The 19,151-nt window shown below is 30.2% G+C and carries 15 protein-coding genes; 7 read left to right on the top strand and 8 right to left on the bottom strand.

The features are described 5' to 3' along the window. Window positions 1–46: 46 nt before the first annotated feature. The 3 genes from B3086_RS07275 to B3086_RS07265 all read right to left on the bottom strand — a co-directional run bounded on the left by B3086_RS07275 (window position 47) and on the right by B3086_RS07265 (window position 4,478). Window positions 47–2,314 carry a VIT and VWA domain-containing protein gene (locus B3086_RS07275; protein WP_346848198.1) on the bottom strand — a complete coding sequence of 756 codons (2,268 nt, stop codon included), beginning with the start codon at window positions 2,312–2,314 and terminating at the stop codon, window positions 47–49. A 133-nt stretch (window positions 2,315–2,447) separates the two neighbouring features. Further along, a complete protein-coding gene (locus B3086_RS07270; protein WP_346848199.1) occupies window positions 2,448–3,389 on the bottom strand; it encodes a dipeptidase in 942 nt (313 codons plus the stop codon). Window positions 3,390–3,485: 96 nt separating this feature from the next. Further along, entirely contained in the window at window positions 3,486–4,478 is a 993-nt protein-coding gene (locus tag B3086_RS07265) for a WG repeat-containing protein (RefSeq protein WP_346848200.1), read from the bottom strand. 257 nt (window positions 4,479–4,735) lie between these two features. On the opposite strand from B3086_RS07265, the gene B3086_RS07260 reads away from it, so the two are divergent. Further along, a complete protein-coding gene (locus B3086_RS07260; RefSeq protein ID WP_346893123.1) occupies window positions 4,736–5,953 on the top strand; it encodes a 6-phosphofructokinase in 1,218 nt (405 codons plus the stop codon). 67 nt (window positions 5,954–6,020) lie between these two features. On the opposite strand, the gene nagB is transcribed toward B3086_RS07260, so the two are convergent. The 3 genes from nagB to B3086_RS07245 form a co-directional block, all read right to left on the bottom strand. Then, window positions 6,021–6,764 carry a glucosamine-6-phosphate deaminase gene (gene nagB, locus B3086_RS07255; RefSeq protein ID WP_346848202.1) on the bottom strand — a complete coding sequence of 248 codons (744 nt, stop codon included), beginning with the start codon at window positions 6,762–6,764 and terminating at the stop codon, window positions 6,021–6,023. 356 nt (window positions 6,765–7,120) lie between these two features. After that, a complete protein-coding gene (locus B3086_RS07250) occupies window positions 7,121–7,525 on the bottom strand; it encodes a type II secretion system protein (RefSeq protein ID WP_346848203.1) in 405 nt (134 codons plus the stop codon). Between the two features lie 182 nt (window positions 7,526–7,707). Next, window positions 7,708–9,786, bottom strand: a complete 2,079-nt coding sequence (locus B3086_RS07245; RefSeq protein ID WP_346893121.1) for a hypothetical protein — start codon at window positions 9,784–9,786, stop codon at window positions 7,708–7,710. Between the two features lie 197 nt (window positions 9,787–9,983). Between B3086_RS07245 and msrA the strand changes: the two genes are divergently transcribed. Both msrA and B3086_RS07235 read left to right on the top strand, forming a co-directional pair. Beyond that, on the top strand, window positions 9,984–10,550 hold the full coding sequence (gene msrA / locus B3086_RS07240) for a peptide-methionine (S)-S-oxide reductase MsrA (RefSeq protein ID WP_346893119.1): 567 nt from the start codon (window positions 9,984–9,986) through the stop codon (window positions 10,548–10,550). 26 nt (window positions 10,551–10,576) lie between these two features. Further along, entirely contained in the window at window positions 10,577–11,923 is a 1,347-nt protein-coding gene (locus tag B3086_RS07235) for a [Fe-Fe] hydrogenase large subunit C-terminal domain-containing protein (RefSeq protein ID WP_346893117.1), read from the top strand. A gap of 91 nt (window positions 11,924–12,014) precedes the next feature. On the opposite strand, the gene B3086_RS07230 is transcribed toward B3086_RS07235, so the two are convergent. Continuing rightward, a complete protein-coding gene (locus B3086_RS07230; protein WP_035131426.1) occupies window positions 12,015–12,377 on the bottom strand; it encodes a metal-dependent transcriptional regulator in 363 nt (120 codons plus the stop codon). A 230-nt stretch (window positions 12,378–12,607) separates the two neighbouring features. On the opposite strand from B3086_RS07230, the gene B3086_RS07225 reads away from it, so the two are divergent. The 4 genes from B3086_RS07225 (at window position 12,608) to B3086_RS07210 (ending at window position 15,326) form a co-directional block, all read left to right on the top strand. Continuing rightward, window positions 12,608–12,817 carry a FeoA family protein gene (locus B3086_RS07225; RefSeq protein ID WP_035131427.1) on the top strand — a complete coding sequence of 70 codons (210 nt, stop codon included), beginning with the start codon at window positions 12,608–12,610 and terminating at the stop codon, window positions 12,815–12,817. A gap of 21 nt (window positions 12,818–12,838) precedes the next feature. Continuing rightward, on the top strand, window positions 12,839–13,060 hold the full coding sequence (locus tag B3086_RS07220; RefSeq protein WP_035131429.1) for a FeoA family protein: 222 nt from the start codon (window positions 12,839–12,841) through the stop codon (window positions 13,058–13,060). An 87-nt stretch (window positions 13,061–13,147) separates the two neighbouring features. Next, window positions 13,148–15,172 carry a ferrous iron transport protein B gene (gene feoB, locus B3086_RS07215; RefSeq protein ID WP_346876243.1) on the top strand — a complete coding sequence of 675 codons (2,025 nt, stop codon included), beginning with the start codon at window positions 13,148–13,150 and terminating at the stop codon, window positions 15,170–15,172. Between the two features lie 13 nt (window positions 15,173–15,185). Then, window positions 15,186–15,326 (top strand): FeoB-associated Cys-rich membrane protein, encoded by a 141-nt coding sequence (locus tag B3086_RS07210; RefSeq protein WP_150845475.1) that lies wholly within the window; start codon window positions 15,186–15,188, stop codon window positions 15,324–15,326. A gap of 133 nt (window positions 15,327–15,459) precedes the next feature. On the opposite strand, the gene brxC is transcribed toward B3086_RS07210, so the two are convergent. Further along, entirely contained in the window at window positions 15,460–18,990 is a 3,531-nt protein-coding gene (brxC, locus tag B3086_RS07205; RefSeq protein WP_346893115.1) for a BREX system P-loop protein BrxC, read from the bottom strand. Window positions 18,991–19,151: the final 161 nt, after the last annotated feature.

The raw sequence follows: 19,151 nt of genomic DNA, 5'->3' as shown, positions 1-19,151 counted from the left end.
TGCTCAGTGCTTATTTAATATTTAGAGCATTTTAACACAGACTAACTTAATATTTTATTGATTTATATATAAGTCTGCTTAATTGATCTTTTTCTTTTGCGCCTTCTATACTACTTAAAATTTCCTCATTAATCTTACTTATATCAATATTTAATTCTTCAATATGACTTTCTAAGGAATTTATTGCATTTAAAAGCCTTGTCTTTTTATTATCTTTAACTATTACCTTATCTGCAAAAGATTTAAGAGCAACATATGTGGAGATTAGCACATCTTCATTCTCTACAAATTCTTCATAATTTTCCACAAGATATACTACAGCTTTAGTTAATAGATTTTTATACATTTCTATACCTTCACCGTGGTGAGTAAAGGCTACTATACTTCTAGCAGTATATATAACCTTATCTATTTTATCATCTTCTACAGATTTACCAAAGGCACCACTTGCTAATTGCTGTGTTGCTAGCACACGTAAGAACTCTGATTTATCTATACCCTCATCCATTAAATTTTCTAACTGCAATTCATCTAGACTTTGACTATAATAAAACTTTGGAGAGATTATATTTGTATCACCCTTATTGAAATCTATGTTAACTGGTAAGAATTTTCTCATAACTCCTCCCAGTACAGGTTCATAAATTTCTTCTATTAAAATAAATGATGTCTCATCACTTATAATTCCAATGTCAGTAGATAACTCTATAATCTTATTTTTCATAGCCTCATGAACTTCTCCACGTTCATAGACGATTCTATTCTCTAAAGATTCTATCCTTTTCTTATACCAAACCTTTTCAATTAAATTTGCATTAACCTCTAAGTCTAATTTAGTTAGAACTATTCTTCGTTGTATTCTTCTATCTCCAACCATACCATTAAGAGTAACAATACCTTCTAGATTCCCATCCATCTTAGCAAATATTGAAAATGGTTCTCCATCATACATATATTCTATGGTTCTAGGGTAAGTTTTCTCAACCTTCATTCCACCCCAATCAATTTCAATATCTGTTATTTGTAGTCCTCTTATTCTATTGAACTGATTTAAGATTACATCTTCTATTCTAATACTTCTATTAATAAATTCTGCTTTTCCAAAGGTAATTCTTGCTATTTTATTGATGAAATAGGTATTAACAGAGGCATCTATTCCAAAAGGAAAAATTCTGCTTCCTACGCAAGTTTTTTCTACATAATCAAGGATATCTTTCTCATCATCCACTACGTCATCAGTAAATAAAATTATAGTATTTTCTTCTCCCTTATCTTCATTTAAAAAGGCATATTTTATTCCATCAAATATATTAGCATCATTTTCACAAGTTAACTTATCTATCCACTTAGATGCTTCCTTTAAATTTTCATCATTAAATTCAACTCTTCTACTCTCTGAAAAATGCTTTAGGGTGTCACCCATAGCAACTATGTTAAAGGTATCACCTTTATATAAATTTCTAAGACATAAGTGTAAAGCAGTTTTAGCCTCCTTTAACTTATCTCCTTCCATAGATTCTGATATGTCTATAAGGAATATATAGTTACCACTTTTCTCTTCTACATCCTCTTCAATTTCAGGTAGAAACCTCAAATAAACAATTCCATTGTCTTCGCTATAATTCTCATATATAATTCCACTTGTTTCGCTGGAATTTTCTTCTAAATAAATTGTCATAGCACTATCCAGGATTTGCTCTTCACCATGAAGGGTTATTTTGTATAAATTGCTCTCATCATCCTCTTCTTCTTCTACCTGAATTTTATGGGTATTACAAGAAAATTTAGCACTTTCAAAGGTCTCTACTAATAGATTTAAAGATAATTTATAGTCTTCTTGTTGACTTTGTTCTTCATTATATGGATTTTCCGGAAGTACAATCTTAGGAATAATTAACTTAAGCTTAGAATGTTCATATACTAGCTCTTCAATATAAGAAATCTTTATAACTACAGTTTCACCTTTTAAGATTGTTCCAATTGACATTTTAAAATAGTTGTTATTTAGTTCTTCTAATATAAGTTTACTTCCTGAATCTTCTCCAATATTTTCATAAATTTTCTCTATTTCTTTTTTATCTTCTACTTTACCTTTTATAACACTGCCACCTATATTAGCTTCAAAACCTGATATAACAGCAGTATCTGGTATAGGGAAGGTATAAATTCCTTTTACATCATCTTCACCAATATTTTCATAAACATGGCTAATTGTAAATTCAACAAACTCTCCACAAATATTACCGTCTATATCTACCTTTTTTAACAATATTTCTCCCTTAGAAATATTGTTCTGTAACTTTTCATATTCCATAACCTCACTCCTTTTATGTTATCTACATTTGCTTCAGAAGGAGTTTTACCTCCCTCTGAAGGATAAATTATTATCTAGGTACTTAGCCATAGTCATATAATTTAATATAAAGGTTTCTATAAATTATATTGTACTACATAACTTCTTTTATTACTCTCAAAGCATTCCTATATAATATTTTTTCTATATGACTTTCATGATATCCTTCTTTTTGTAATGCAGTTATGAGTTTATCTATCTCTCCCATGTTACTAATTTCTAGATTTTTAGGGTTTATTCCATCAAAATCACTACCAAGGGATAATACATCTATACCCCCAACATTACAGATATGATTTATATGTTTAACCATATCTGTAACAGCACTTTTACTTCCGCCTTCTATTAAGAAAGATTTTTCAAAGTTGATGCCAGTTATGCCCCCCTTTTCACTGAGAGTTCTAATCATATCATCAGTTAAATTTCTGCTGTGATTACATACAGCTCTACTGTTTGAATGTGATGCTACAAAAGGTTTCTTACTATATCTTGCCACATCATAGAACCCTCCATCGGATAGGTGTGAAACGTCAATAATCATGCCTAGCCTATTCATTTCTTCGAGGGTTTCTAATCCAAAGATTTTTAACCCTTTATTTCGAAACTCTTCTCTGCAATTTGGATAACCTATACTATTTTCATAATTCCAGGTTAATGTCATAAGTCTAACTCCTAGGTCATAAAAATTTCTTAAATTCTTAAGAGAGCCTTCTATAGCTTCACCTTCTTCAATGGTCAAGAAAGCTGATATTTTATCCTCCTCCTTATTCACTTCAAAATCCTCATAATTTTTTGCTACAGATATTTCATGATTATTTTTTTCTAACTCTTCATAAAATTTATTAAGCATATCCATGGCTCTATTAAATGCCTTAGGATGCTCATTAAGATCAATAAACAAGGCAAAAAATTGTGCTAAGGAATTACCTTTTGTTAACTTTTCTAAATCAATAGCTAGATGATTTCTCTTTAATTCCATATCCTTATTATCTATTAAATGACAAATTGTATCACAATGCAAATCAATTATACTCATACTATATCCCCCTTAATTCTAAGACTATATCTTCTATTAAATTACGAATTTACAAGTTATTTATAACCATAAATATTAAAATTCTATCCCTATTATCTATATTATAAATTCTCCTTCTTTATTTATATATCCTTCTTTTTCATCTATTATAACCTTACATATTCCATTATAAAAGTTATCTACTTCATGAAATTTAGGTTCTATAACTATATGACCTTTTAAATCTACAAAACCCCACTTCTCGTTAATTTCAACAGAAAATAAACCTTCACTGTACTCTAAAACATTATCATACTCTATAGGTATTATTATGTTCCCACTTCTATCTATAAATCCATATTTATCTTCTATGGAAACTGCTGCATAATCTGTATTGAAATTATCTGCCCAGCTATATGTTTTTTCAATAACAAAGTCACCAGAATTATTAATATATCCCCATATATTATCTTGGGATACAGCTGCAAGTCCATTAAGAAATTCGCTAGTAAAATCAAAATTTCCTTCAATCTTTATATTAAAGGTTTCATCCACATATACATTTTTACCTTCTAATCCCACATTGGCTAAACCCTCATTAAAATTGTTAGCATATTCATATATAAATCCGCTAATACACTGACCTTCCCCATTTATATATCCATAGTTCTCACCTTTTCTAACTATAGCGAGGCCATTCTCTTCAAACTCATTAGCTTCATCAAAGGTAGGTGATATAATCATTTTGCCATGTCTATTGATATATCCCCACTTTCCTAATATTTTCACTGCTGCAAGTCCTTCAGTGAATCCTTTTCCTTCTTCATATTTTACTTTTATTACCTCATTGCCTTGTAAGTCTATATATCCATATCTATGGTTTAACTCAACTAAAGCCATGCCTTCATTAAAATAATTTATATCATCATATTTAGGAGCTATTATGTAATCTCCTTGTCTATTGATAAAACCACATAATCCATCCACCTCTATAAAGCCCATTTCATCCTCAAATTCATCGGCAAAATCAAAAATAAAAGGAACTATAGTTTTTCCATTTTCATCTATATAACCATATTTATTATCTAATTCAACGGGATACATTTTCATAATCTTTTCTCCTTTGCTTTTTAAATATATGAATATTATACCATTTATACGAATAAAAAGTCTTATATTAACCTAATTAAAGATAACCTATTCTATATATTTAACTATTTAAAAACTATTATCTCATACCTTATATATTATTAATACAATGTCTATTTAATTATACTAATTGTTAGTAATTATAATTTATATTATAATTAAAAAGATGTAATAATAAGTGTAGGTATCTCTACACAATACAAAGGAGTGTTAAATATATGAAAAATTGTATAGTAGCTCAATCTGGTGGTCCTACATCTGTAATAAATGCCAGCGCTATGGGAGTATTTAAAGCAAATGAAGAACTACACTATTTTGACAATGTATATGCAGGAATTAACGGTATTGAGGGAATTTTAAATGAAAATATAATAAATCTTTCTCAGATTGACAGTGAAGTTATTGACAGATTAATTTATACACCATCTTCAGGACTTGGATCTTGCAGATACAAATTAAAAACCTATGAAGATAACAAAGAAGAATACATAAAACTTTTTGAGATTTTTAAAAAGTATGAAATTGATACTTTCTTTTACATTGGTGGAAATGATTCTATGGATACAGTTCATAAACTAAGTAACTATGCAAAGGAGCATAACCTTCCTGTAAAATTCTTTGGAGTTCCTAAAACTATAGATAATGACCTTCCAGTAATGGATCATACTCCTGGTTTTGGAAGTGCTGCTAAGTTTATATCAACTATAGCTCTAGAAAACAAACTAGATGCTAGTGTTTATACTGCAAAAAATGTATTTGTTATGGAGGCAATGGGACGTGATACAGGATGGCTAGCTGCTAGTTCTTGTATTGCTACATTAAATGGAGAACCAGTGGTAGATTTAATTTATCTTCCTGAAGTTGCCTTTGATGAAGCTAAGTTTTTAAAAGATGTGGCTAAAAAATTAGAAGAAAAAAATTCTGTAATTATAGTAGTTTCTGAAGGAATAAGAACTGCAGATGGTACTTTCCTTGGTGAAATGGGTGGTACTGGTCTAGATAAATTTGGTCACGCTCAATTAGGTGGTGTTTGTAGTTATATCAAAAATGTAATCACTGAAAATGGAGTTTGCAAAAAAGTAAGAGCTATAGAACTTTCAACTATGCAACGTTGCGCAATGCACTTTGCTTCTCAAACTGATATTGATGAAGCCTTTAATTGTGGATTTGCTGCATTAAAATACTCTGCAGAAGGTGAAAGCGGTTATATGATAGGTATTGAGAGAGTTTCTAATGCTCCATATAAATCAGAAACCTTTGCAGTGCACACTTCAAAAGTAGCAAACTCAATAAAATATTTCCCTAAGGAATGGATCAATGAAGAAGGTAACAATGTAACTAAAGAAGCTTATGAGTATACACTACCTCTAATCATTGGAGAACCAAAAATTCAATACGAAAACGGTCTTCCAAAATATGCTTTCATAACAAAATAGTATTAACAATTTAATTTGCCTATATTAAAAGGAGTGATTTTAAATAAAAAATCACTCCTTTTATAAATTAAATTTTCGCCTTTTTTTCAATGGTAGAAAGAGCATCTTTATCTGCGATAACAGTTAAATTAGGATGTAATTGTAATATTGAAGCAGGAACTTTTGGTGTAATTGCTCCTAAAAGAGCTTCATACAAAATGTCCGCCTTACTAATTCCATTTACTACTAAAAGAATTCCTTTTGACTGCATAATAGCCTTTATTCCCATAGTAATAGCATACTTAGGCACTTCTTCAATACTATTAAAGAATCTTGAATTAGCATCAATAGTCCTTTTATTTAACTTAACCTTATAAGTGTTCTTTTCAAAGACTTCTCCCGGTTCATTAAACCCTATATGTCCATTATGACCTATACCTAAAAGTTGAAGATCAATGCCTCCAAAATCTGAAATTAATTTATCATATCTACTACACTCTAAATCAATATTAGAAGCGAGTCCATTAGGTATATTAATATTATTTGACGGCATATTAATATGTTTAAAGAAATTTTCCTTCATATAAGAATGGTAACTTTGATTATGGTCTGGTGCCAAACCATAGTATTCATCTAAATTTACACTATGTACCTTTGAAAAATCCAATTCTCTATCATTATATATATCAATTAACTGCTTGTATACTCCTAATGGAGTAGAACCAGTGGCAAGTCCTAATACAGAGTTTGGGTAAAGTATAACTTGAGCAGAAATTATATTGGCAGCTTTTCTACTCATACTTTCATAATCTTCTGCTTTAATAACATTCATTTTTATTCCTCCTCTGTGCTTAAGTTCAATTACAAATAGGTTGTTTGCTTTCCTTAAGTTTAATATATGTTATAATAGAATATATATTTTATTATAACATATATTAGATAAGTAAATTTTAATATAAAGATTTAATTTCGTAACTTATGCCAATAAAAAAAGAGTAGAAGATAATTGCATTCACCTTCCTATGAACTACTTTCAAGAATAGTTAATAGGAAAAATGTTTAAATTCCACTCTCTTATATTTTATATATTATAGAAGTTTGTAAAATATATCGTTTTATTAGGCTCAGATCATTAATTATGTATTATCTAGATATATTTTAAGATTAATTTACTAGGTTATATATCTATTATTCTGTATCTTTATCATCCGCTCCTAATATATACTCAGGGTAAAATTGTGTTCCTTTTCCAGCTGTAACAGTAATTACATTATTAGTTAAAGCTACAGTAAAATTAGTTTTTAAAGATTGTGATGTTGGAAATTTACCATCAAAATATTTATTACCTATTTCCGTTATATCACTTTCATCAATAGGTCCTGAAGCTTTTATATCTCCCTCTATTATCTCGGTTTTAACTGCCATAGCTATGGCATTAGCATTTGAAACATCTGTTTTTTCTTTAGCTTCACTAACCTTAGACACCATTGTTGGTGCTACTGCTAAGGCTAATACACCTATTATCCCTAAAACTACTAGTAACTCAATTAAGGTAAATCCCTTTTTCTTAGCTCTATTAATTTTCTTATTCACACTATTCCTCCTTTCCTTTTTGATTTAAGAATTTATGTAACAATTTATGCACATAAACTATGTTATCCATTAAATCCATTTTTATACATTATTTTATATTTTTTATAACTATAAAATATTTTCTTCATAAATAAAAACACCTAGGCTTTATTTTAATCCTAGGTGTTTACAATATTTACATACTAATTATCAGTTAATTTTTCATTACATTTTTCTTTTATAAGAAACGCTTCATCATAATGATCGTCAATAACTATAGCTTCTTCTGCACACTTTAATGCTTCTTTAAACTTTCCATCTTTAAAATATATTTTAGCTTTAAGCAAGTAGTATCTTTCATCATCAGACACCTCTATAGCATTATTAATAAAGGTTAAGGCTTTGTCATATTGAAAATCAACTATAGCATAAAAATAATAAGCTATTATATAGTAAATTTTATCTTGTCTTGTATATAAATTAAATATACCCATTAAGAAACTAAGAATTTCCTTTCTTGAAAGAAAAGTTTTTCTTACGGTACCTCTGTTCATATCTTTATAGGACATCTTAAATAAATAATCCACTGCTTCTGTGTACTTATATCTTCTAATATAAATACACACCTTATTTAAATTCATATATAAATCATTAGGTGCTAGGGTAAGTGCTTGTTCCATATATCCCATGGATTTCTCATATTCTCCAATCTCAAAATGGGTTCTTGCTAAAAGGTTAAAGTATTTACCATTGTCACTTTTCAAACTAATAGCCTTATTAAGATTGTATATAACCTCTGAATAAGAAAAACAGTCTAAATTATGAACTCCAACTAAATCCTTTAAGGAGGTTTTAGAACTATTTAAAAGTCGCAATACTAATACAATTGCCCTTCCTTTTCTATAGTACCCATGGGGACCATCACTTTTCACCTCAATGAGCCTATCATATATATTTATGGCTTTATTATAATTTTGTATCACTTTATATACTGATTGGTTTTTTACAATAACTTCATATTCCTCACCTAATTCTAAAGATAACACTTCTATATAATCATACCAAAAGTCATTATCTAGTTCTAAATTAATAGCCCTCTTGCAGTTGTGTATTATTCTGTCACATCTATCATCTAAAGTTAAATATTCATCTTCCTTTATCCTATGAATTTCATCTCTAAGTAGATCTGACATACTTTTTTTATACTCATCATAATTTCCCTTATATATATCTTCAGCTTCATACATTTTTTTAATTATACACTCATAGCTTTGAACTTTTATATTATAAGGTGAATTCTTATCTCTAGTTATGCCATCTAATACCTCTAATGCCTCATCATATCTTTTTAGTTTCATAAAAATAAAACCTTTATGATACAAGTAGTCATAGTAATCTCTATTTTTAATGCCTATAACTTCATTTAAAACCTTTAAAATTATATCTACATCCTTAGTAAGTGAAGTTCTTTCCATAACAGCATCAATAAAGTCCCTCACCTTATTGTCTATATAGATTTTATTAATATACTCCCTATCCTCATACTCTGAATTATTTTCTATTTGATATAGAATTTTATAAATATTAATCATCTCTAAAAAGTAATCATTATCAATTAAAATATATTTTCCTTCTTCAACTAACTCTAGATATTTTACACTTACATATTCAGAACTACTATGATAGTGATCGTTTTCTTCTTCCTTAAGAATAACTTGAAGAAGTTTCATATAGTTTTCATAAAGATTATAATAATCTCTTAAATTTATAAATTTCTTTATGTTATCTAAATATTGATTTTTTAAAATTCCACCTAGTCTAGCTAAGTTTTCACCAAATATCTCTACATCTCCATAACTACTATAACTAGAGAGAGCATAATTAAGTCCTTCATAATAGGCTTCAAAAGCTTCTTCAAACCTATCTAATCTTTCTAAAGTTTTTCCTTTATGATTATAAATATATTCATCTACTGTTATTCCAAAGGATAAATTTATATAATAAAGTGCTTTTTCATAATCTTCTTCCTCATAATAGGCAAAGGATAAAAGGTCATATACTTCATCAGTTTTATTAAAGGTCATAGCCTTTTCTAAGGCATGAAAAGCATCCTTCATTCTATCCAGCTTAAGGAGCATCTTTCCCTTTAATATGTAATAATCATATCCTTTATCATGATCTATCACACTATCTAATTTTAACAGTATCTTTTCAGCTTCTACCTTGGTTATATTATTATAATTGTCATACTTTTCTTCTATGTTAAATTTGTTGTAATCCATATTTCCTCCTAAACATAAGATAAGCCCTACGCATCCATATTCAATTTTACCATATATGGATATAAATCTAAATTAATAAATGATTAACTTTCATATATTGTCATATTGTTTATATTTTATATGGACTATAATTACTATATATTTCTTTAAAATATGGTAATATATAATTAAAAACAAAATTTAGGAGGCAATTGAAAATGCAGAATATTAATAGTGAAAATTACAAAACTGCTATATTTGCTGGTGGCTGCTTTTGGTGCATGGTATCCCCTTTTGATGTATTAGATGGAATTATAAGTGTTACTTCTGGGTATACTGGGGGTGAACTAAAAAGTCCTACCTATAAAGATGTAAAATCTCAAGGTACAGGTCATTATGAAGCTATTAAAATTATATATGATTCTACTATCATCTCCTATGAAAAGCTCCTGGATGCCTTTTGGAGACAGATAGATCCAACGGATGATGAAGGTCAATTTCAAGATAGAGGTTCTTCCTACATTGCTGCTATCTTCTACATGGATGAGAATCAAAGAATAGTTGCTGAAAAATCTAAAAAAGCTCTAAACCATTCAGGTAGATTCCCTAAAGAAGTAGTTACTAGGATTCTTCCAGCATCAAACTTCTATGAAGCAGAAGAATATCATCAAGAATTTTATAAAACCCATCCTACAGAATATAAAAAGGATAGAAGTATATCTGGAAGAGATGAGTTTATAGCAAAATATTGGGGTGATGATTATTATAAAATATATGAAGAATAAAATATTTTAAGATTGGATGTGCTGTTATGAAAAAACAACATAGTGAATTATTTAAAACCCTTATCAATGCCTACTATAATGATAAATTAGAGAATGTTATTGAAGAATTATTAAAGGATAACACAGTTGATAAAGTAGTCTTAGCTGCGGAAATTTCTTCTCTCTGTGGAGTGAATTTGTCCTTTAATAATAATTACATAGAAGATTTAAAAAAAGCCATAAATAATTATGAATCAGATCATAAAATTGTTAATAAAATTAAACTATGTAAAATGGAGTGTAAGGTAGATTGTGATGGAAAGACAAAATGTCAAGAAAGCTGCCCTTTTGATGCCATTTTATATGATGAAAAAACTAAGTGTACTTATATAGATAATGATAAATGTACTGATTGTGGGTTCTGCGTGGAAGGATGTCCAACTGGAAGCATTCTAGATACTGTTGAATTTATGCCTCTTGCTAAACTTTTAAAGGAAAATACTCCTGTAGTAGCTGCTGTAGCCCCTGCTATAATGGGTCAATTCGGGGATAGTACCATTGAACAGCTTAGAACTGCTTTTAAATCTCTTGGATTTACTGATATGGTGGAAGTAGCATTCTTTGCAGATATGCTTACCCTTAAAGAAACCATTGAATTTGATGCTCACGTTAAAACTAAATCAGATTTTATGATTACATCTTGCTGCTGTCCTATGTGGGTTGGCATGATAAAAAAAGTATATAAGGATTTATTGCCACATACATCTCCTACTGTATCTCCAATGATTGCAGCTGGTAGGGTGTTAAAAAAATTAAACCCAGATGTAAAGGTAGTATTTATAGGACCATGTGTAGCAAAAAAGGCAGAAGTTAAATCTCCTGACTTGATTGGTGACATTGATTTTGTTCTTACTTTTGCAGAATTACAAGAAATTTTTGAAGCCTTTAATGTAGTTCCAGAAACCCTTGAAGGCACTACTTCCATGGAATATGCCTCACGAGGTGGAAGGCTTTATGCACGTACCGGTGGAGTTTCAATTGCCATTGAAGATTGCATAGAAAGAATGTTCCCTGAAAAATATAAACTTGTAACTCCTATTCAAGGTAACGGAATAAAAGAATGTAAGGAAATATTACAAGATCTTCAAAAAGGTATTATAAAAGGAAACTTCATTGAAGGGATGGGATGTGTAGGTGGATGCGTTGGTGGGCCAAAAGCTATTGTCCCTAAAGATAATTCTAAAATAGCCGTAGATACCTTTGCAGATAACTCTAAATATAAAGTTGCCTACGATAGCCCAGTAATGAATGGAATCTTAGATGCCATTGGCATATTCACCATAGAAGATTACAAAGATGAAAACAAAACTGAAATATTCCATAGAGACTTTTAAAAAGACTCTCTCTATGAAACTTCCTACTAGATTAATTTATCTCTCACAAAAATTGAGCATGCACTTTAATATAAGTGGATGCTCAATTTTTTTATTTATATAATTCCTTCATTTTTTCAAAGGCTTCATTACTTAGAATGTGTTCTATGCGGCAGGCATCTCCATCAGCTACTTCTTTAGATACTTTTAAAGTGTCCATGAGATATTTAGTGATGAGAGTATGTCTTTCATATATTTCACTGGCCTTTTTCATGCCTTTTTCTGTGAGAGTTATCTCCCCTCCTTGTTCCATGGTTATAAACTCAGCTTTTTTCAGTATGCCCATGGCTCTGCTAATGCTAGCCTTTGTATAACCTAATTCATTTGCTATATCTATAGAACGTACAGAGCCCTTTTTTCTCTGAAGCAATAAAATAGTTTCTAAATAATTTTCTCCGGATTCATGTATTTTCATAATAATCTCCTGTATAGTTTCTTTTAACCTATTTTATCATAGGTTAAATTTTCATTCAACTTTCCAAAATTATTCTTTACTTATTTAAAATAACCCAATATATGAAAATTATTCTCATTTTCAGTTGACATCATAAATCATTTATAGTAAACTCAAAATATAGGTTAGTTAAAGCTAACTTATGTTTTTCAATATTAGTTAGCTTGTGCATACTTAAAGGAGGGATTTATATGCCACTTACTATGGCCAAATCTGGAGAAAAAGTTTTTATAAAGAAAATTAATGGTAAAGAAGAAACGGTGAGATTTTTAAAAAGCCTAGGATTTATTGTAGGCGAAAGTATTACTCTTATTTCAGAGTTAGGTGGAAATATAATTATTAATGTTAAAGATAGCCGTATTGCTATAGATAAATCTATGGCAAATAGGATTATTATATAGGAATTATTTTAGGAGGTAATTATGAATACATTAAAGGATGTAAAGCCAGGACAGACTGTTACAGTACTTAAAATTCAAGGTGAAGGTGCTGTAAAACGTAGGATTATGGATATGGGAGTTACTAAAGGCTCTTCTATTCATCTTAGGAAGATAGCTCCCTTAGGAGATCCTATTGAGATAACTATTCGAGGATATGAACTTTCTATTAGAAAATCTGATGCTGAAAAAATATTAGTTGAATAGTTTTTAATCTAAAATTTTCACAGAGTTAAATCTCTGTATATTTTTCATTAGTAAGTTAGCATTAGCTAACATTTAGGGGGGATTAAAATGGGTATAAAAATAGCTCTCGCTGGAAACCCAAACTGTGGTAAGACCACAATTTTCAATGAACTTACAGGGAGTTCCCAATATGTAGGAAACTGGCCTGGGGTAACTGTAGAAAAGAAAGAAGGAAAATTAAAAGGACATAAGGATGTAACTATCGTTGATTTACCAGGGATTTATTCCCTATCACCTTATACCTTAGAAGAAGTTGTAACTCGTAATTTCTTGATTGATGAAAGACCAGATGTGATTATTAATATAGTTGATGGATCAAATATTGAAAGAAATCTTTATTTAACAACTCAACTCGTAGAACTTGGAATTCCTGTAGTTATAGCCTTAAATATGATGGACGTAGTAAATAAAAATGGAGACATAATAAACACTTCAAAGCTTTCTAAGTCACTTGGATGTGAAGTATTAGAAACCTCTGCCCTTAAGGGAAAAGGTCTAAAGGAATTATCTGATAAGGCTGTAGAAATTGGTAAAAGTACTCCAAATGTTACCTTATTAAATACCTTTAGTAAGGATACAGAAGAAGTTATAAGTAACATAGAAAAACTATTAAAAGGAAATTCTTTAATAAAAAATCCACGTTGGTTTTATATTAAACTCTTTGAAAGAGATGAAAAAGTTCTAGAATATTTAAAACTAGATAACAATACAAAAGATAAATTAGATAATTTAATTAATAACTATGAGGAATCTCTTGATGACGATGCGGAAAGTATTATTACCACTGAACGTTATGACTACATAGGTAAAATAATTACCTCCTGTGTTAAGAAGAAAAATAATTCTAATTTATCTACTTCAGATAAAATAGACAAAGTTGTTACTAACAGATGGCTTGCCCTTCCGATTTTTGCACTAGTAATGCTAGGTATATATTATATTGCCGTTACTACCATTGGAACCATAGCCACTGATTGGGTAAATGACACCCTTTTTGCCGAGCTCATTCAAGGAAATGTTTCTAACTGGTTAATGAATATGCAGGTAGCTGACTGGTTACATGGACTAATTGTAGATGGTATTATCGGTGGTGTTGGTGCAGTTCTCGGATTTGTACCACAAATAATGGTATTATTCTTCTTAATATCTTTACTAGAAGACTGTGGATATATGGCTCGTGTAGCTTTTATCATGGACAGGATCTTCCGTAGGTTTGGACTTTCCGGTAAATCTTTTATACCTATGTTAATAGGTTCTGGTTGTAGTGTTCCTGCTGTTATGGCAAGTAGAACCATTGAAAATGATAGAGATAGAAAAATGACTATAATGCTTACTCCATTTATTCCATGTAGTGCTAAACTACCAGTATTTGCACTACTAGCTGGTGCCTTCTTCCCTAGTCAACCTTGGGCAGCACCATCAATGTACTTCTTAGGTATAGCCATGGTTATACTTTCAGGAATAATCCTTAAGAAAACTAAGCTATTCAAAGGTGATCCAGCTCCTTTTGTTATGGAACTGCCACAATACAGAATACCTAGCTTAAAAGGACTTCTTATCCACATGTGGGACAGAGGAAAAGCCTTTATCATAAAAGCTGGTACCATTATCTTTGTAGCTTCAGGTCTTATCTGGTTTTTACAATCCTTTAGCTGGTCTTTACAAATGGTAGACGCACAAGATAGTATATTAGCTTCCATTGGAAATGTAATAGCTCCGATATTTGCACCTCTAGGCTTTGGTAACTGGCAATCTGCCGTTGCTACTGTAACAGGATTCTTAGCTAAAGAAAATGTAGTTGCTACCTTTGGTGTCCTATTCGGACTTGGTGCTGAACTAACAGAAAGTGACCCTAACCTAGTTTCAACTATGGGACAACTATTTAATGTAGTTAGTGCTTACTCTTTCATGGCATTCACCCTACTAGCTGCTCCATGCTTTGCGGCTATAGGCGCTATTAAACGTGAAATGGGTTCTTGGAAATGGACATTTATCGCTATAGGATATCAAACAGGTTTAGCCTATGTGGTTTCCTTAATAATATATCAAGTTGGACGCTTAATCTTTTTATAAAGGAGGTGTTACTATGGCAACATTTTTAATAGGTGCTGTAGTTATAGGTGCTATGATATTAGTATCAGTAAAACAATTAAAAAAACACTCTAAAGGTGACGGTTGTGGCTGTGGTTGCTCAGGCTGCTCCCAGGCTAGCAAGTGTCATAGATAAAATAAAGGGGCTTTCGCAAAATAGATAACTCTATTTTGTGATTGTCCTATCAAAAAAACTGAAATCAAGATTTGATTTCAGTTTTTTTATTGAAAATATTTCTGAAAATATAATCTTTTATTTAAATTATGGTTTAAACTAATCTTATTGTTGTATCTTCCTTCAACTCTTCTTTTAATCGCTTTCTTAAGTTTTCTAATAATAATTCTATGTCCTCATGATTTTTTATAGCCTTTTCATCCTTAACCAATTCCATCACACTAAGTACTTTAGCAATGTTTTCTCTTCCAGTTTCTAAAGTAATTTCATTTAACCACCTTAACTTTAGTTTCTCTCCAAGTTTATACATTGATAATATAACTGGAAAACTCTTTGAACATAGAGTTTTCTTAGTAAGGTTTTCAAAGTCTTCATTAATTTTAGCTTCAATTTCATTATAGAAATCATAGCCCTTCAAGTTTTCTATAACTTCATCCTTACAAGCTTTAATAAATTCTATTGCTGGAGTTATATCTTTATTTAATAGATCTAACACCCTATTATTATACTTTTCTATAAGTGTTGGTAGCTGAGGAATCCTGTTATATGGCTCTTTCATCCTTAAAATACCATATAGTTCTTCTACTAGTCCTTCTATTTCAGAATCATATATAAATTCCTTATTTTCTTCAAAGGAATTAAGGATGTCTGTAGCCGCATCAAAGATTATTCTCTGCTCTCCTCTTACATTTAAGTCAACTGTATTGTTTTCTTTTATATAAAAAAATCCCTTTATATTATCAACATAATCTATATAGTCTAGGAATTCTTCTTCTAAATCATAGACATACTTAAAAAATTCTTGGATGTCATCTATATTAAGTAGACCTTCAAATAACTTTTCACCTAGAAATACTATTTCTTTTCCAGGATAATCTTTATTTATTGAATAATTAAAATTCATATCCTTAATTTTCTTAAGTTCTTCTTTGCCTAATTCTTTGAAATACTTCATTAGAAGTTCTTCATCATTAGGTATAGAGCCTCCTCCAAAGAGTTCTTTAATTAACTCCCTAGCTGCATCTATATATTTACTAGGTACCTTTTCTCTACTAATAACTATAACCTTTTCTTCATACTCTCCCTTAACTAGGTAATCTACTATATCATTGCTATTAGAAGACACTACCTCATTAGCATATATAATACTTATATATTGCTTTTTAAATAGCTTCAGGAGTATCCCTTGAATATCTAGGTCCTTCCAACCATAGGGTGGACTTGTAAATCTAGCTAATATGCTTTTCACCGTTAATTTAATACTTCTCATGGTACTAGTTAATATATAATTATTTACTTCCTCCAAGGCTAATTTATTTGCCTCATTATCTTCTATACTTCTTTGACGAGTATCAGCTTCCACTATATTATATAGTTCCCTACTATTATATATAAACTCTGTAATGTAGTTTATTTTGTTAAACCTTGAATCTACAAGGGTTCTTAATCCCTCATTGATTCTAATCACTAAACCTTTTACCTTAATGTTTAAAAGAGAGCCACTTACATATATATCTGACCACCTTAAAGCTTCCTCTATTAAGAATTTAGCCCTTTTTAACCTGAGTTCTCTTTCCTTAGTTTTTTTTATCTTAATATCCTCCATGTGAATAGTTGATATTAGGGTACCTTTAAGCCTTATATAACCCTCTATTTTAAGTATATTTTCAATTTCCTCTATATAATTATCCTGGTTTGATATATCAATTATCACATTATTTTCTCTATCAGATAATTCCTTAAGATAATTTTTACTAACCCCTTCTACTAAATTATAATTAGCAGTTATAATCCTAATTCCTACAGGATTTTTTTTAGACCCTCTTACCTTTTCATCTATTAACTTATTAAAACTAAAAGAATAAATTTTAGAATAGGCAAACTTAGAATTTTCATATATATGTTCAAAAACTATCTCACCTATCCTTTGAGCAATCTCTCCACTATCAATTGTCATATTTTTTATCTCTTTATTTACCTCTTGTTCCTGAATTGTTAAAAATACAAATTCATCACCATTTTTTTCAACCAGAGTTTCTCTGATAAGTTTACTTAATGACTCTTGCACCTGCTCCTTAACTTCTTTCTTTGAGGCTTCTATATTATCTATTAAAAGAGTAGATAAGTTCTCAATATTACCCTTTATTCCCCTAGCATATTTTATAAGGAATAGTAATTTAAGGACTTTAACATCATAGCTATTTAGCTTTTCATTATTTTCAGCATAACCAATAACTGTTCTAATAGAAGGGTCTAAAAAAGTCTCTATAGTATTATAAAAAGCTGAGAATGGAACTAAGGTTCCTATGTTTTTGTCCATATACTCAACTGCCACTTGCTTATACGCTCCCAGTAAACTTCTCTCGCCTTTAGACAAGCTTCTTCCAGCTACTCCATGGCTTCTTATGCCATTAAAAACATGTTGTAATAAGTTAAACTGATAAGGTACAAAGGGATAAACCTGTGCAAAATTATCCATGTCCTTATATAATTTCATGTCCACAGTATCTGTGGTGAAGGTTAAAAGATTTCTAATAAAAGATTCTCTCTCCTCATATAGACTTTGTAGCATCTCCATTGCCTGAGTTTTTTTTCTCAAAATACGTTTTTTAATTACTTCATCCACATTAGCAGAAGATAATGACAATCTTGTATTAAACCTTCCTTGAATCTTAGAAAAGTCATTGCCTTTACCTAAAGTAAACACATCTAAATCCTCTTGAGATGTAACAATAACCCAGCATCTACCTTCACATTTGCTACCTAAATCCTCCACCACTGTCTGAAGATTTAGCATAAGCTGAGTATCTTCTCCTAAATATTGGCCAATTTCATCTATTAAAAATACCACATGATGATTATTTCCCTTTAAATCACAATACTCCCTAACCCTAGAAGAAAACTTATCTATAGTTAAGGAATAATTTTCTTCACATTTACTATACCAGTTTCTTGCAGCATCTTCACTCATCTTAGTAGCCTTTGATAAAGCCTCTATTAAGGCATCCTCTTCATAATAAAAATCTTCCCTACCCTGAGTCCAAGGTTTTCCTGATATATGATGAAACACTTCTTTAAAATCTTCATATACCCCATCTTCAGTCATCTGTCTTTCCATATCAGCAATCCAAGGCATAGATCCACAAAAACCCTGCATTTCATTGAAAACCCTATTAAGTACATTAACAATAGCATCCCTATGGGATTCTGAAGCCCGGTCAGACTTAGAATCTATATTAAAAAGGATAGTATCTGTAGATTGGTTATTTATAAGCTCCATATTCCTTAGGGTAGAATCCTGTAGTTCCTTACTATAAAAATAGTCTAAAGTACTTTTATTTCCTATGGTTTCATTAGATAAAACATAGGATAAAATCTTTAAAAAATGAGATTTACCGCTACCGAAAAATCCTGAAATCCATACTCCAATCCTATCAGTACTATCTAATATGTCTCTGCTGTATGCCTCAAAAAACTCATTAAAATTACTACGTAGCTCATCCGTAATCACGTATTCTTCAAGTTCCTGCTTTATATTCTCCTGGTCACATTGACCTACCTTAATTACACCTTTTATATCTCTATTAATTTCTTTCTCAAATAAATCCTTTAACTTTATGTTCATTTTGTTCCCCCTGGTTACTATTAACTTATTCCTAGACCTAGGTTATAAACAGGCTTTTCACTTAAGCCTTATGTAAACTTGCTTTAATATTATACCATATTACAACTAGCTGTAGACATTAATATAAAGCATATACGAATTCTATGGTTAATAATGTAATC

Source organism: Clostridium sp. UBA871 (genome assembly GCF_002295255.1).
In the GTDB taxonomy this organism is placed as follows: Bacteria; Bacillota; Clostridia; order Clostridiales; family Clostridiaceae; genus Clostridium_J; species Clostridium_J sulfidigenes.
This window is presented reverse-complemented; position numbering and strand designations above follow the sequence as displayed.